Source organism: Pseudomonas sp. A2, from assembly GCF_023100865.1.
GTDB lineage: Bacteria > Pseudomonadota > Gammaproteobacteria > Pseudomonadales > Pseudomonadaceae > Aquipseudomonas > Aquipseudomonas asiatica.
On sequence record NZ_CP039131.1, the window covers coordinates 35,329 to 51,421 of the forward strand.

At 57.6% G+C, this 16,093-nt stretch carries 6 protein-coding genes, 7 pseudogenes and 1 riboswitch; of the genes and pseudogenes, 9 read left to right on the top strand and 4 right to left on the bottom strand.

Annotated elements, in window-relative coordinates; translation table 11 throughout:
- The first annotated feature begins 9 nt into the window (after positions 1–9).
- Positions 10–662: pseudogene (gene zinT, locus E5221_RS28725) on the top strand (metal-binding protein ZinT).
- 43 nt (positions 663–705) lie between these two features.
- Here zinT and ppc read toward each other — a convergent pair.
- Positions 706–3,357 (bottom strand): phosphoenolpyruvate carboxylase, encoded by a 2,652-nt coding sequence (ppc, locus tag E5221_RS28730; RefSeq protein ID WP_004181636.1) that lies wholly within the window; start codon positions 3,355–3,357, stop codon positions 706–708.
- Between the two features lie 258 nt (positions 3,358–3,615).
- Positions 3,616–4,767, bottom strand: a complete 1,152-nt coding sequence (argE, locus tag E5221_RS28735; RefSeq protein WP_004177969.1) for an acetylornithine deacetylase — start codon at positions 4,765–4,767, stop codon at positions 3,616–3,618.
- 113 nt (positions 4,768–4,880) lie between these two features.
- On the opposite strand from argE, the gene argC reads away from it, so the two are divergent.
- The 4 genes and pseudogenes from argC (at position 4,881) to oxyR (ending at position 9,323) form a co-directional block, all read left to right on the top strand.
- Positions 4,881–5,885 (top strand): N-acetyl-gamma-glutamyl-phosphate reductase, encoded by a 1,005-nt coding sequence (gene argC / locus E5221_RS28740; protein ID WP_004181637.1) that lies wholly within the window; start codon positions 4,881–4,883, stop codon positions 5,883–5,885.
- Between the two features lie 6 nt (positions 5,886–5,891).
- Positions 5,892–6,670, top strand: a pseudogene (gene argB, locus E5221_RS28745) (acetylglutamate kinase).
- A 99-nt stretch (positions 6,671–6,769) separates the two neighbouring features.
- Positions 6,770–8,145 (top strand): annotated as a pseudogene (gene argH, locus E5221_RS28750) (argininosuccinate lyase).
- Between the two features lie 259 nt (positions 8,146–8,404).
- A pseudogene (oxyR, locus tag E5221_RS28755) lies at positions 8,405–9,323 on the top strand (DNA-binding transcriptional regulator OxyR).
- Here oxyR and sthA read toward each other — a convergent pair.
- Positions 9,306–10,706 carry a Si-specific NAD(P)(+) transhydrogenase gene (gene sthA / locus E5221_RS28760; RefSeq protein WP_002883016.1) on the bottom strand — a complete coding sequence of 467 codons (1,401 nt, stop codon included), beginning with the start codon at positions 10,704–10,706 and terminating at the stop codon, positions 9,306–9,308. The pseudogene oxyR and the gene sthA overlap by 18 nt on opposite strands.
- Before the next feature lie 196 nt (positions 10,707–10,902).
- Here sthA and fabR point away from each other — a divergent pair, with 196 nt between their 5' ends.
- Together fabR and E5221_RS28770 are read left to right on the top strand one after the other, a co-directional pair.
- The gene (gene fabR / locus E5221_RS28765) at positions 10,903–11,538 is read left to right on the top strand and encodes an HTH-type transcriptional repressor FabR (RefSeq protein ID WP_004151856.1); all 636 of its coding nucleotides are present in this window, start codon (positions 10,903–10,905) and stop codon (positions 11,536–11,538) included.
- A 15-nt stretch (positions 11,539–11,553) separates the two neighbouring features.
- Positions 11,554–11,913 (top strand): YijD family membrane protein, encoded by a 360-nt coding sequence (locus E5221_RS28770; RefSeq protein ID WP_002883021.1) that lies wholly within the window; start codon positions 11,554–11,556, stop codon positions 11,911–11,913.
- 52 nt (positions 11,914–11,965) lie between these two features.
- Here the strand turns inward: E5221_RS28770 and trmA are convergent.
- Positions 11,966–13,067, bottom strand: a pseudogene (gene trmA / locus E5221_RS28775) (tRNA (uridine(54)-C5)-methyltransferase TrmA).
- A 114-nt stretch (positions 13,068–13,181) separates the two neighbouring features.
- Positions 13,182–13,369: riboswitch (cobalamin riboswitch) on the top strand.
- A gap of 64 nt (positions 13,370–13,433) precedes the next feature.
- On the opposite strand from trmA, the pseudogene btuB reads away from it, so the two are divergent.
- Together btuB and murI are read left to right on the top strand one after the other, a co-directional pair.
- Positions 13,434–15,274, top strand: a pseudogene (gene btuB / locus E5221_RS28780) (TonB-dependent vitamin B12 receptor BtuB).
- Positions 15,219–16,069: pseudogene (gene murI, locus E5221_RS28785) on the top strand (glutamate racemase). Before btuB ends, murI begins: the two co-directional pseudogenes overlap by 56 nt.
- Positions 16,070–16,093: the final 24 nt, after the last annotated feature.

The window sequence follows — 16,093 nt, forward strand, 5'->3', positions numbered from 1 at the left end:
GAGAGAGTAATGACCAGAAAGATCCCCCTGCTGGCCTTAGGATTCGGCATGGCTTTAGCCAGCGCCCAGGCGTTCGCCCACGGCAACCATAGCCATGGACCGGCGTTAACCGAAGTAGGAGCGTCAGGCCAGCGAAGGCATTTTTGCGGATAAAGATGTGCAGGAACCGCGCGCTGAGCGACTGGGAGGGCGTCTGGCAGTCGGTGAACCCGTATCTGCTCAACGGCGACCTCGATCCGGTGCTGGAGCAGAAGGCGAAAAAGCCCGGCGGCAAGAGCGTGGAGGAGTATCGCGCCTATTATAAGAAGGGCTACGCCACCGATGTGGAGCAGATTGGCATTGAAGATGACGTGATTGAGTTCCACGTTGGCCAGACCGTCAATAGCTGCAAATACCGCTATTCAGGCTATAAAATTCTGCATTACGCCTCCGGTAAGAAGGGCGTGCGTTATCTGTTCGAGTGCCAGCAGGGCGATGCCAACGCGCCGAAATTTGTGCAATTCAGCGACCATATCATTGGCCCGCGTAAATCACAGCATTTCCATATTTTCATGGGCAATGAATCACAGGAGGCGTTGCTGAAAGAGATGGATAACTGGCCGACCTATTATCCGTATGCGCTGCATAAAGAACAGATCGTTGATGAGATGCTGCACCACTAGAACGGGCGGAAAACCCCCGGCCGGGCGGCCGGGGAGAGATAGATTAACCGGTGTTACGCATACCGGCGGCGACGCCGGCGATGGTGACCATCAGCGCTTGTTCAACGCGCGGATCCGGGTCCTTGCCCTCTTCTTCAGCCTGGCGTGAACGGTGCAGCAGTTCCGCCTGCAGGACGTTCAGCGGGTCGGTATAGATATTACGCAGCTGGATAGACTCGGCGATCCACGGCAGGTCGGCCATCAGATGGGAGTCGTTGGCGATGGCCAGCACGACGTTGATATCGGCAGCCAGCAGCTTGCGCAGCTCGGAACCCAGCGCCCACAGCTCCGGCTTCACCAGGCGCTGATCGTAGTACTCCGCCAGCCACAGGTCGGCCTTCGAGTAAACCATCTCCAGCATGCCGAGGCGGGTAGAGAAGAACGGCCAGTCGCGACACATGGCTTCCAGTTCACTCTGTTTTCCACCTTCGACCACCTTCTGCAGCGCAGCGCCAGCGCCCAGCCAGGCCGGCAGCATCAGGCGGTTCTGGGTCCAGGCGAAGATCCACGGAATGGCGCGCAGCGACTCGACGCCGCCGGTTGGACGACGTTTTGCCGGACGCGAACCCAGCGGCAGTTTGCCCAGCTCCTGCTCCGGGGTCGCAGAGCGGAAGTAAGGGACGAAATCTTTGTTTTCACGCACGTAGCCGCGATACATCTTGCACGACACGTCGGACAGCTCGGCCATGATGTCGCGCCATTCTGCTTTCGGCTCCGGCGGCGGCAGCAGGTTGGCTTCCAGAATGGCGCTGGTATACAGCGACAGGCTGCTGATGGTGACTTCCGGCAGGCCGTACTTAAAGCGGATCATCTCGCCCTGCTCGGTAACGCGCAGGCCGCCTTTCAGGCTTCCCGGCGGCTGCGAGAGCAGCGCGGCGTGGGCCGGCGCGCCGCCGCGGCCGATAGAGCCGCCGCGACCGTGGAACAGCGTCAGTTCAATACCGGCTTTTTCGCAGGTTTTGATCAGCGCGTCCTGCGCCTGGTACTGCGCCCAGGAGGCGGCCATCACGCCGGCATCTTTAGCGGAGTCAGAGTAGCCGATCATGACCATCTGCTTGCCCTGGATAAAGCCGCGGTACCAGTCGATATTCAGCAGCTGGGTCATGACGTCGTTGGCGTTGTTGAGGTCATCCAGCGTTTCGAACAGCGGGGCCACCGGCAGAGCAAAGCCAATCCCGGCTTCTTTCAGCAGGAGATGAACCGCCAGCACATCGGACGGCGTTTTCGCCATCGAGATCACGTAGGCGGCGATCGATCCGCGCGGCGCCTCGGCGATCACCTTGCAGGTGTCGAGAACTTCACGCGTCTCTTCGCTTGGCTCCCACTGGCGCGGCAGCAGCGGACGTTTGGAATTCAGTTCGCGGATCAGGAAAGCCTGTTTGTCGGCTTCCGACCAGCTTTCGTAGTCGCCGATCCCGAGGTAACGGGTCATTTCACCCAGCGCTTCGGTATGGCGGGTGCTTTCCTGACGAATATCAATACGCACCAGCGGTACGCCGAAAGACTTCACGCGGCGCAGGGTGTCGAGCAGCTCGCCGTTGGCGATAATGCCCATGCCGCAGGCCTGCAGCGATTTATAGCAGGCGTACAGCGGCTCCCACAGCTGCTCGTTCTGAGTGATCAGTCCCGCCGGTTTCGGCAGCTTCTGACCTTTCAGACGCGCTTCCAGCCAGGCCTGGGTCTCCATCAGTTGAGAGCGCAGTTTTTTCATCAGATAACGGTAAGGTTCCTGAGCGCCCTCGGCGCCAGCCAGGGCGCGCAGCTCGTCGGTACACTCCACCATCGACAGCTCGGAGATCAGCACCTGCACGTCTTTGAGGAACAGGTCGGTCGCTTTCCAGCGGCTGAGCAGCAGCACGTGGCGGGTGATGTCGGCAGTCACGTTCGGGTTGCCGTCGCGGTCGCCGCCCATCCACGAGGTGAAACGCACCGGGACGAAGTCCACCGGCAGCTGATAGCCAAGGTTGGCTTCCAGCTGTTCGTTCAGCTCGCGCAGATAGTTAGGCACCCCTTCCCACAGGCTGTTTTCCACCACCGCGAAGCCCCATTTGGCTTCATCGACCGGGGAAGGGCGGTGCTTACGAATTTCATCGGTATGCCACGACTGGGCGATCAGCTGGCGCAGACGGCGCATTAGCTGATGGTGCTCGTAGTCAGCGATATCTTTGTTGTCCAACTGCTTAAGGCAGTTGTTCACTTCCACCATTTTATGGATCAGCGTCCGGCGGGTGATCTCGGTCGGGTGGGCGGTTAACACCAGCTCCAGAGACAGCGATTCCACCGCTTGTTTGATGGTCTCTTCGTTGAGATTGGGTTGGTCTTTGAGCTTTCTCAGGGTACGCGCAATGACTTCCGGATTGCTGGCCGCTTCGCCATTGGCCGAAATGCTGTGGTACTGCTCAGCGGTGTTGGCCAGATTCAGAAACTGGCTGAAGGCACGGGCCACCGGCAGCAGTTCGTCGTTTGACAAATTCTGCAGCGTGGTCAGCAGCTCCTGGCGGTTAGCTTCGTTGCCGGCGCGTGAAGATTTGGACAACTTACGGATAGTTTCGACACGATCAAGAATATTTTCTCCCAATGCATCCTTGATGGTATCGCCCAGCACCTTGCCGAGCATACTGACATTACTACGCAATGCGGAATATTGTTCGTTCATGTTACCCCAGACACCCCATCTCATTTTATTTTGTTATATCCGCTGCGCTGGAACGTGAGCAACGGATAAGCAACCCGTCTTTTATAAAGCCACGTAAATACCCCCACGTCAATTACTGCGAAATCGCTTCAGCAAACGAGTAAATCGCCGTAATTTGCGAAATTTAATTCAGGGAGCGCTGGATAAGTATCGCTTATGGAAATGTGACGATCGTCACCGTTCCGCCCCGGGAGAACGGGGCGGAAAAAGAGGGCGATTTTAGTGCCAGCAGAAGTGATGAACCACCTGGCTAATCAGCTCCCGGGTCGGCTTGATAAAGCGCGTCTCCAGATACTCGTCAGGCTGATGGGCCTGATTGATGGAGCCCGGGCCGAGAACCAGCGTCGGACACAGCGTCTGGATAAACGGCGCTTCGGTGCAGTAATTCACCACGTCGGTCTGCGCGCCAAGCAGTTTCTCGACCACCTGCACCAGCTTATGGTCCGGCGGGCACTCGTAGCCGGGGATCGGCGGATGCAGCTCAGAGACCGTCAGGCGGCCCGGCCAGCGTTCGCTGACCGGGGCCAGCGCCTCGCCCAACAGACCATTAAGATCGTTTAGGGTCATCCCCGGCAGCGGGCGGATATCCATATGCAGTTCACAGCAGGCGCAGATACGGTTTGAGGCATCGCCGCCATGGATAGCGCCCAGGTTGAGGGTTGGGTAAGGGACCGTAAACGCCTCGAAGTGATAGCGCTCTTTAAGCAGATCGCGCAACTGCATAATCCGGCCGATGGCGTCGTGCATCAGCTCAATCGCGTTGACCCCGCGCGCCGGATCGCTGGAGTGGCCGGACTGGCCCTGAATACGGATCGCGTTGGACATATGGCCTTTATGGGCGCGGATCGGCTGCAGGGAGGTGGGCTCGCCGATGATGGCGCAGTCCGGGCGCAGCCGGGTGGTTTCGGCAAAGTAGCGCGCGCCGGCCATGCTGGTCTCTTCGTCGGCAGTGGCCAGAATATACAGCGGCTTTTTCAGCGTGGTGACGTCGACATCGCGCAGGGCGTCGAGAATAAAGGCGAAGAAGCCTTTCATATCGGCCGTGCCGAGACCGTAGAGCTTGTTATCGTGTTCGGTGAGGGTGAACGGGTCGCGCGTCCAGCGGCCATCATCGAACGGCACGGTATCGGTATGCCCGGCGAGCAGCAGGCCGCCGGCGCCGTGTCCGGTGCTGGCCAGCAGGTTGAATTTATGGCGCGTATCCGGCACCGGCTGTATCTCAACATTGAAGCCGAGATCGCGGAACCAGCCTGCCAGCAAATTGATTAAAGACTCATTGCTTTGATCGAGAGCCTCTTCGGTCGCGCTGATGGACGGTGTGGCGATCAACGCGCGGTAAATCTCGATAAAGGGCGGTAAATTGTTTTTCATTGTTGACACACCTTGGGTCGTGATAGTATCAATATTCATGCATTTATTGTGAATAAAAATACAATATCGTTGAGCGTAAGAAAACCCATCGAATGTAAGGAGATGCGCTTCCAATGTTAAATACGCTGATTGTGGGTGCCAGTGGTTATGCCGGCGCAGAGCTGGTGACCTATATCAATCGTCATCCGCATATGAACATAACCGCTTTGACGGTCTCCGCGCAAAGCAATGATGCGGGAAAATTAATTTCCGACCTGCATCCGCAGCTCAAAGGCATTGTCGATATGCCGCTGCAGCCGATGTCCGATATCAGCGAATTCAGCGCTGGCGTGGACGTGGTGTTTCTCGCCACCGCGCACGAAGTGAGTCACGATCTGGCGCCGCAGTTCCTTGCCGCTGGCTGCGTGGTGTTCGATCTCTCCGGTGCCTTCCGCGTTAACGATGGGGCGTTCTACGAAAAATATTACGGTTTCACTCATCAGCATCCCGACCTGCTCAAACAGGCGGTGTATGGTCTGGCGGAGTGGAGCGCGGATGCGCTTAAAGACGCGCAGTTAATCGCAGTGCCAGGCTGCTATCCGACGGCGGCGCAGCTGTCGCTGAAGCCGCTGATTGAGGCCAATCTGCTGGATCTCAACCAGTGGCCGGTAATCAACGCTACCAGCGGGGTGAGCGGCGCGGGTCGTAAGGCCGCGATCGGCAACAGCTTCTGTGAAGTTAGCCTGCAGCCGTACGGCATATTTAACCATCGCCATCAGCCGGAGATTGCCAGCCACCTCGGGGCAAAGGTAATTTTTACCCCGCACCTGGGTAATTTTAAGCGCGGCATCCTGGAAACTATCACCTGCCGCCTGAAGCCGGGCGTCGGCCATGCGCAGATCGCGGCGGTTTACCAGCAGGCTTACGCCGATAAACCACTGGTACGTTTATATGATAAAGGCGTGCCCGCTTTGAAAAGCGTCGAAGGCCTGCCATTCTGTGATATCGGTTTTGCCGTGCAGGACGATCATCTCATCGTCGTCGCGGCAGAGGATAACCTGCTGAAAGGCGCCGCAGCGCAGGCGGTGCAGTGCGCGAATATTCGTTTCGGCTTCGCTGAGACGCAGTCTCTTATTTAAGGTGTGATGATGAACCCATTAATTATCAAACTTGGCGGCGTATTACTCGATAGCGAAGAAGCGCTGGAGCGCCTGTTTACCGCGCTGGTTAACTACCGTGAAGCGCACCAGCGTCCGCTGATTATCGTCCACGGCGGCGGCTGCGTGGTGGATGAGCTGATGAAGCAGCTCAACCTGCCGGTGCAGAAGAAAAATGGCCTGCGCGTTACGCCGGCTGAGCAAATCGACATCATCACCGGCGCGCTGGCGGGAACCGCCAACAAGACGCTGCTGGCGTGGGCGAAAAAACATGGTATTTCCTCGGTAGGCCTGTTCCTCGGCGATGGCGATAGCGTGAAGGTGACGCAGCTGGATGCTGAGCTGGGCCATGTCGGGCTGGCGCAGCCGGGCTCCCCGACGCTGATCAACACCCTGTTGGCCGGCGGTTACCTGCCGGTGGTGAGCTCTATCGGGGTGACCGATGAAGGGCCAGCTGATGAACGTCAACGCTGACCAGGCGGCGACAGCGCTGGCGGCCACCCTGGGGGCGGATCTGATCCTGTTGTCTGACGTTAGCGGTATCCTCGACGGTAAAGGGCAGCGCATTGCCGAGATGACCGCCGAGAAAGCGGAGCAGCTGATCGAGCAGGGGATTATCACCGACGGCATGATTGTTAAAGTGAATGCGGCCCTTGACGCCGCACGTGCTCTGGGTCCGTCCGGTGGATATCGCCTCCTGGCGTCACGCCGAGCAGCTGCCGGCGTTATTTAACGGCACGCCGATCGGCACACGTATTCTGGCTTAAGATTTCATGCCCGGCGGCGCGTCGTCTGCCGGGCTTACAAGACCGTAGGCCGGGCGGCACAATGCCGCCGGCGGAACTAACGAATAAAGGAAGCATGTTATGGCACTTTGGGGCGGGCGTTTTACACAGGCAGCAGATCAACGGTTCAAACAGTTCAACGACTCGTTGCGCTTCGACTATCGTCTGGCGGAGCAGGATATCGTTGGCTCTGTCGCCTGGTCGAAAGCGCTGGTAACGGTCGGCGTTCTGAGTGCCGCTGAACAGCAGCAGCTTGAAGAAGCGCTGAACGTGCTGCTGGAAGAGGTGCGCGCCAATCCGCAGCAAATCCTCGCCAGCGATGCCGAAGATATTCACAGCTGGGTGGAAGGCAAGCTGATCGATAAAGTGGGCCAGCTGGGCAAGAAACTGCACACCGGGCGCAGCCGTAACGACCAGGTCGCCACCGATCTTAAACTGTGGTGCAAAGATACCGTTGTCGAACTGCTCTCGGCGAACCGCCAGCTGCAGAGCGCGCTGGTGGAGACCGCCCAGCAGAATCAGGACGCGGTAATGCCGGGGTACACCCACCTGCAGCGCGCCCAGCCGGTGACCTTCGCGCACTGGTGTCTGGCCTACGTTGAAATGCTGGCGCGTGACGAAAGCCGTCTGCAGGACGCGCTGAAGCGCCTCGACGTCAGCCCGCTGGGCTGCGGCGCGCTGGCGGGGACGGCGTATGAGATCGACCGCGAGCAGCTGGCCGGCTGGCTGGGCTTTGCCTCCGCCACCCGCAACAGCCTCGACAGCGTGTCCGATCGCGATCATGTGCTGGAGCTGCTTTCCGATGCGGCTATCGGTATGGTGCATCTGTCGCGCTTTGCGGAAGATCTGATTTTCTTTAACTCCGGCGAGGCGAACTTCGTCGAGCTTTCCGACCGCGTGACCTCCGGCTCCTCGCTGATGCCGCAGAAGAAAAACCCGGACGCCCTGGAGCTTATCCGTGGCAAATGCGGCCGCGTGCAGGGTGCGCTGACCGGCATGATGATGACGCTGAAAGGACTGCCGCTGGCCTACAACAAAGACATGCAGGAAGATAAAGAGGGGCTTTTCGACGCCCTGGATACCTGGCTCGACTGCCTGCATATGGCGGCCCTGGTGCTGGACGGCATTCAGGTAAAACGTCCCGCGCTGTGCGGAAGCGGCGCAGCAGGGCTATGCCAACGCCACTGAGCTGGCGGATTATCTGGTGGCGAAAGGCGTACCGTTCCGCGAGGCGCACCATATTGTCGGTGAAGCGGTAGTGGAAGCCATTGCGCAAGGGAAACCGCTGGAAGCGCTGACCCTGGCCGATCTGCAGAAATTCAGCCCAGGTGATTGCGGACGATGTGTATCCGATCCTGTCGCTGCAGTCCTGCCTCGAGAAACGCGCAGCGAAAGGCGGCGTCTCGCCGCAGCAGGTAGCCCAGGCTATCAACGAGGCGAAGGCTCGTTTAAGCTAATCCTTAGATATCTGCCCTCCCTGACCCGGCCAAGCCCAGCGACGCCGGGTTTTTTATGCAAAAAAAAAGCGGACGCAAGGTCCGCAAAAGTTCACGTTGGCTTTAGTTGTTCGGGTAGAGAAACAGTGTGACGGGTCAGTGATTTTCACAGGTAGACCGTCTTTATGGGCGTATTATTGAACAGAAAACTTGATAGGGATAATCGTTCGTTGCTATGCTATCTATCGCCATGGACTATCGTGGCGATGGAGGATGAATAATGAATATTCGCGATCTTGAATACCTGGTAGCGCTCGCCGAACACCGCCACTTCCGGCGGGCGGCTGACTCATGCCATGTGAGCCAACCGACGCTCAGCGGACAGATCCGCAAGCTGGAGGATGAGCTTGGCGTCATGCTGCTGGAGCGCACCAGCCGTAAGGTTCTGTTTACCCAGGCGGGGCTGTTGCTGGTGGATCAGGCGCGTACCGTGTTACGCGAAGTAAAAGTGCTCAAGGAAATGGCAAGCCAACAAGGGGAAACCATGTCCGGGCCGCTGCATATCGGCCTGATCCCGACAATTGGCCCGTACCTGCTGCCGCACATCATTCCGATGCTGCATCAGACCTTCCCGAAGCTGGAAATGTATCTGCACGAAGCGCAGACCCATCAGCTGCTGGCTCAGCTCGACAGCGGTAAGCTCGACTGCGCCATCCTGGCGCTGGTCAAAGAGAGCGAGGCCTTTATCGAGGTGCCGCTGTTCGATGAGCCGATGATGCTGGCTATCTATGAAGATCATCCGTGGGCGAACCGCGATCGGGTGCCGATGTCGGATCTGGCCGGTGAAAAGCTGCTGATGCTGGAGGATGGCCACTGTCTGCGCGATCAGGCGATGGGCTTCTGCTTTGAAGCGGGGGCGGATGAGGATACCCACTTCCGCGCGACCAGCCTGGAAACGCTGCGCAATATGGTGGCGGCAGGCAGCGGCATTACCCTGCTGCCGGCGCTGGCGGTGCCGCAGGAGAGAAAACGCGATGGCGTAGTCTACCTGCCGTGCATTAAGCCAGAGCCAAGACGCACCATCGGTCTGGTTTATCGTCCAGGGCTCCCCGCTGCGCAGCCGCTATGAACATCTGGCGGAGGCCATCCGCGGCACGATGGATGGCCATTTCGACAAGGCGTTAAAACAGGCGGTTTAAGCCGTTCAGCGCGGCAACCCGGTACGCTTCCGCCATGGTCGGGTAGTTAAAGGTGGTGTTGACGAAGTACTCAATGGTGTTGCCACCGCCTTTCTGCTCCATGATCGCCTGGCCGATATGAATAATTTCGGCCGCGCGCTCGCCAAAGCAGTGAATGCCAAGGATCTCCTTGGTTTCCCGATGGAACAGGATCTTCAGCGTACCAACGCTCATACCGACGATTTGCGCCCGCGCCAGGTGTTTAAACTGGGCGCGGCCCACCTCATACGGCACTTTCATCGCCGTCAGCTGCTGCTCGGTTTTCCCGACGGAGCTGATTTCCGGAATGGTATAGATCCCGGTCGGGATATCTTCAATCAGATGCGCTGAGGCTTCGCCTTTCACCAGCGCCTGGGCGGCAATGCGTCCCTGATCGTAAGCGGCAGAAGCCAGGCTTGGATAGCCGATGACATCGCCAACCGCATAGATGTGCGGGAGGGCGGTCTGATACATGCTGTTGACCTTCAGCTGACCGCGGCTGTCGGTCTGCAGACCGATATTTTCCAGCGCCAGGGTGTCGGTGTTGCCGGTGCGGCCGTTAGCGTACAGCAGGCAATCGGCCTTCAGCTTTTTGCCGGACTTCAGGTGCATGATCACCCCGTCATCCACCCCTTCAATTTTCTCATACTCCTCGTTGTGGCGAATAACCACGCCGCTGTTCCAGAAGTGATAAGAGAGCGAGTCTGACATCTCCTGATCGAGGAAGGCCAGCAGACGATCGCGGGTGTTGATCAGATCGACCTTCACCTCCATGCCGCGGAAGATCGACGCATATTCACAACCGATCACCCCGGCGCCGTAAATGATCACATGGCGCGGCTCATGCTGCAGGCTGAGAATCGAATCGCTGTCATAGATGCGCGGGTGGTGGAAATCGACATCCGCCGGATGGTAGGGGCGCGATCCGCAGGCGATAACGAATTTCTCCGCGGTCACAGTCTCGACCGTGCCGTCATGGCACTCCAGCGCCAGAGTATGCTCATCCACGAAGTGGGCATTGCCCTGCAGAATTTCACAGTGGTTGCGCTCATAGAATCCCTGGCGCATATGAGTCTGCTGGTTGATGACGCTGTCGGCATGGTTAAGGATGTCGGCGAAAGAAGAGCGAAGAAGGCGGGAGTGGTCGCTGTAGAGGGGGTTTTGGTTAAACTCGATAATACGGCTGACGGCATGGCGGAGGGCTTTCGACGGGATGGTGCCCCAGTGGGTGCAACCGCCGCCGACATTATGGTAGCGCTCGATGACGGCAACGCGTGCTCCCTGTTTCACCAGTCCCATGGCGGCGCCTTCCCCGCCAGGACCGGAACCAATCACTATTGCATCATAATCCCAAGAGTGTGACATGGCATTACTCACCTGTTTTATACATAAAATAAACACGATGATAACATTCGCTGCGCTTTAACCCAATTATCGTTGTGCTTTTTTGCAGCATAAAAGCAGAAACGGCTCGTAAACAATCATTCACAATCCAGGGCAAACCGATTAGTTTTAATCTCTGGTATAGTGCCAGCAGGGCTATTGGAAGGATTCATACATCGTGATGGGCGTAAGAGCACAACAAAAAGAAAAAACCCGCCGTTCGCTGGTGGAAGCGGCATTCAGTCAACTTAGCGCTGAGCGGAGTTTCGCCAGCCTGAGCTTGCGTGAAGTGGCACGGGAAGCAGGGATCGCGCCGACGTCCTTTTATCGTCATTTTCGCGACGTCGATGAGCTGGGCCTGACGATGGTCGATGAGAGCGGACTGATGCTGCGCCAGCTGATGCGCCAGGCGCGCCAGCGGATAGCCAAAGGCGGCAGCGTGATCCGCACCTCGGTCTCCACCTTTATGGAATTTATCGGTAACAACCCGAACGCCTTCCGCCTGCTGCTGCGCGAGCGCTCGGGAACTTCTGCGGCGTTTCGCGCCGCCGTCGCACGCGAGATCCAGCACTTTATTGCGGAACTCGCCGACTATTTAGAACTCGAAAACCATATGCCGCGCGCCTTTACCGAAGCGCAGGCTGAAGCTATGGTCACCATCGTTTTTAGCGCTGGCGCGGAAGCGCTGGATGTCGGCCCTGAGCAGCGCCGGCAGCTGGAGGAACGGTTGGTACTGCAGCTTCGAATGATCTCGAAAGGCGCGTATTACTGGTATCGCCGTGAACAAGAAAAAATGTCACATCATTCCGAATAACGTGAAGGACGAGCAATGAAACACTCAGTTCAAGATAAAGGTACGCTGCTGCTGGCGCTGATTGCCGGGTTATCCATTAATGGCGCCTTTGCGGCGCTGTTCAGTTCGATAGTTCCGTTTTCCGTCTTCCCCATTTTATCCCTGCTGCTGACGGTCTACTGTCTGCATCAGCGCTATCAGAATCGCAGTATGCCCGTTGGGCTACCGGGCCTGGCCGCCGCCTTTTTTATTCTCGGGGTGCTGTTGTACAGCACCGTCGTGCGTGCGGAGTACCCGGATATCGGTTCTAACTTCTTCCCGGCCGTTCTGTCCGTCGCGATGGTCTTCTGGATCGGCTACAAGATGCGTAACCGCAAAGATACCGCAGCCGAGTAAGCCGCCAGTGGTAAAAAAACCGGCAATATGACAGTTGCCGGTTTTTTTGGGCCTATTTGCGGGTCAGCAGGACGCCGCACTCCATGTGATGGGTATACGGGAACTGGTCGAACAGCGCCAGCCGGGTAACGTTGTGCGTCTGGCTTAGCGTTTCCAGATTGCGACACAGCGTTTCCGGGTTGCACGAAATGTACAAAATACGCGGATAGGCCTGCACCATTTTTTCCGTCTCGCTGTCCAGCCCGCTGCGCGGTGGATCGACGAAGATGGTTTCGCACTGATAGCTATGCAGATCGATACCCTGCAGCCGGTTGAACTGCCGCACCCCGTTCATCGCCTGAGTAAACTCTTCCGCCGCCATGCGGATAATCTGCACGTTGTCGATATGGTTAGCGGCGATGTTGTACTGCGCCGCCGCCACCGACGGTTTGGCGATTTCGGTGGCCAATACGCGATCGAAATTACGTGCCAGCGCCAGCGAGAAGTTACCGTTGCCGCAGTACAATTCCAGCAGGTCGCCAGTCGCCCCTTTGGTGACATCCAGTGCCCACTCCAGCATCTGAATGTTCATGGCCGCGTTCGGTTGGGTAAAGCTGTTTTCCACCTGACGGTAGATCATCTCCCGCCCGCCAACCGGCAGGCGTTCATCTATATAGTCTTGATCGAGCTCGATTTTGGTTTTGGTCGCCCGCCCAATCAGATGCACATTGAGCCCCTGGGCTCGCAGGGCGTCACGCAGCGCCTCCGCTTGCTCATCGCCAGGCATCGTCCAGCTTTTTATGATACAGCAGCGACACGACCGCCTGGTTGCTGAGGGTGGTCAGATAGTCAATCTGGAACAGCTTCTGGCGTAGCACGGGATTGTTGCGTACGCCCTCCAACATGGCGGTCATCAGCTGATTGATCAGCGCGCTGGCGGCCGGGAAGCTGTCAACGCGAATCCGCGACCGGGTCTGCTGATCGAAAATAATATGGTACAGATCGTCGCCATCGTGCCACAGACGGAACTCGGCGCGCATGCGGTAGTGGCTGACCGGCGAACGAAACACTTCCGGAACCGGCGCGGCAAAAGGCGCCATCATGGTTTGCAAACGGACGACTTTTTCTGCCAGCTGCGCTTCGTATTGTTCGGTAGGAAGGTGTTCGGGGGTCATGATGCATCCTGAATAAAATAAGTACGCGGGGATTGTAGGGAAAGCGCCGGGGATGTCCAGCCTCGAATGTGGCGGGAAATATAATTAGCAGTCTGGACATCTATATGAGTCTAATTGTAGCATTCGCCTACCGGTCCTGTGAGTTAAAAGGGAACCCAGTGGAAATCTGGGGCTGACGCGCAGCGGTAAGGAAGGTGAGAAATGAGCGCACTCGGTGCAGACACTGCGGCTAGCCGTGGGAAGTCATTATTTCTTGAAACAGCCTCCAAGCCCGAAGACCTGCCGGAATACGTCGCACTGGGTTTTATCGTCGCGAGCAAATGATAAAACCTGCGGCATCCTTTTTCTGTTTCGGATGCTTTTACAATGATTAAAAAAGCTTCGCTGATGACGGCCTTATCCGTCACGGCATTTTCCGGCTGGGCGCAGGATAGCAATTCAGATACGTTAGTGGTGACAGCAAACCGTTTTCAACAACCGGTCAATACCGTGCTGGCGCCGACCGACATTGTGACGCGCGATGATATCGACCGCTGGCAGTCCAAAGATTTAAACGATGTGATGCGTCGTCTTCCCGGGGTTGATATTTCCCGCAACGGCGGCATGGGGCAGAGTGCTTCGCTGTATGTCCGGGGGACGGAGGCTCGCCACGTGCTGGTGCTGATCGACGGTGTGCCGATGGCGCGTCCTGGGATCTCCAACGGCGTAGATATCAGTCAGATCCCTATCTCACTGGTCCAGCGGGTGGAATACATCCGCGGCCCGCGCTCCGCGGTGTACGGCTCCGGAGCGATCGGCGGGGTGGTGAACATCATCACCATGACCGACGCTGAGCGTTCGCAGATCAACGCCGGCGCGGGTACGAACGGCTATCAGTCCTATGACGGCGCCTTTAACAAGCGGTTTGGCGATACGTTGGTTACCGCTGCTGGCGCCTATCAGACCACCAAAGGGTTTAACGTCCAGCCGAATTCCTCTTACAGCGGCGACAGCGATCGCGACGGCTACCGCAATAAAATGCTGTGGGGCGGGGTACAGCATCAGTTCGATGACAACTTCTCGGGGTTCTTCCGCGGCTATGGTTATTCCGCCAACGCTGACTATGACCAGGGTAACTGGGGCTACGCAGGTGGAAACGATGAAGATCAATCCTATACCCAATCCTGGGATACCGGTCTGCACTACCACTCCGGAATTTACTCCTCCCAGCTGATTGCTAACTATCAGCGCATCAAAGATTACAACTACAGCAGCGACGCTGGCCGCTATGCCGCGGGCACCACCCTGGATGATATGGAACAGCGCTATATCCAGTGGGGAAATAATGTTGTGGTAGGCCATGGGGCAGTGAGCGGCGGCGTTGACTGGAAACAAGAGAAGCTGAAATCCAGCGGAACGACCAGTACCGACGTGTATAAGCGTGACACCACCGGTCTTTATCTGACGGGACAGCAGCAGATTGACAGCGTGACGCTGGAAGCTTCCGGCCGTGAGGATCATGACGAGCAGTTTGGCTGGCACGGTACCTGGCAGACGGCCGCAGGCTGGGAATTTATCGACGGTTTATCGGACAACGCTCTCGTACGGCACAGGATTCCTCGCCCCCTCCCTCGGGCAGCAGTACGGCGCAGAACGCTTTGGCATCGCCTCTAACCCGAATCTGAAGCCAGAGGAGTCGAAGCAATGGGAAGCGGGCCTTGAAGGGTTAACGGGGCCGGTCGACTGGCGCCTCTCCGCGTATCGCTATGAGATTCAAAACCTCATCGATTACGACAACAACGCCTATTACAACGTCAAGTCGGCAACGATTAAGGGGCTCGAGTGGACGGGGAATATAACCACCGGGCCGGTGGAGCACCATCTGACGCTGCAGTATGTTGACCCTCGCGATGATGAAACCAATAAGATCCCTCTATCGCCGGGCGAAGCAGCAGGTGAAATACGAGCTGAACGGCCAGGTCTACGATCTGGGGTGGGATGTGACGTATCACTACATCGGCAAGCGTTACGATTATGACTACGACAACTCGCGTACCGTCAATATGGGTGGGTTGAGCCTCTGGGATGTCGGTTTATCGTATCCCGTCACCTCACACCTGACAGTTCGTGGTAAAATAGCCAACCTGTTCGATAAAGATTACGAGACAGTTTATGGCTACCAATCTGCAGGACGGGAATACACCTTGTCTGGCAGCTACACCTTCTGATCCACGTCCCACCGTGCTGGTGTTTGATTCCGGCGTCGGTGGGTTGTCGGTTTATAATGAGATTCGGCAGCTGCTGCCGAATCTGCATTACATCTATGCTTTCGATAACGTTGCCTTCCCCTATGGCGAGAAGAGCGAGGAGTTTATCGTTGAGCGCGTTGTGGAAATCGTCACCGCTGTCCAGCAGCGTTATCCCCTGGCGCTGGCGGTGATCGCCTGCAATACCGCCAGTACCGTCTCCCTGCCTGCCCTGCGTGAAAAGTTCGCTTTCCCCGTCGTTGGCGTGGTGCCGGCGATCAAGCCCGCCGCCCGTTTAACGGCGAACGGCATTGTTGGCCTGCTGGCGACGCGCGGTACCGTAAAGCGTCCTTATACCCGTGAGCTGATCGACCGCTTTGCCAATGAATGTCGGATTGAAATGCTGGGGTCGGCGGAGCTGGTGGAGCTGGCGGAAGCGAAGCTGCACGGCGAGCCTGTGCCGTTAGAAGAGCTGCGCCGTATCCTGCGCCCGTGGCTGCGGATGCAGGAGCCGCCGGATACGGTGGTGCTGGGCTGCACCATTTTCCTCTTTTACAGGAGGAGCTGCAGCGCGTTCTGCCGGAAGGCACGCGGCTGATCGATTCTGGCGCGGCGATTGCCCGTCGCACCGCCTGGCTGTTAGAGCATGAAGCGCCGGATGCGAAGTCCAGCGACGAGAATAAAGCATTCTGCATGGCGCTGACGGCAGAAACAGAACAGCTTTTACCCGTTCTGCGTCGCTATGGCTTCTCGACGCTGGAAAAATTACCGCTCTAAGGGCGTTTTGCACAAAAAAGAGAC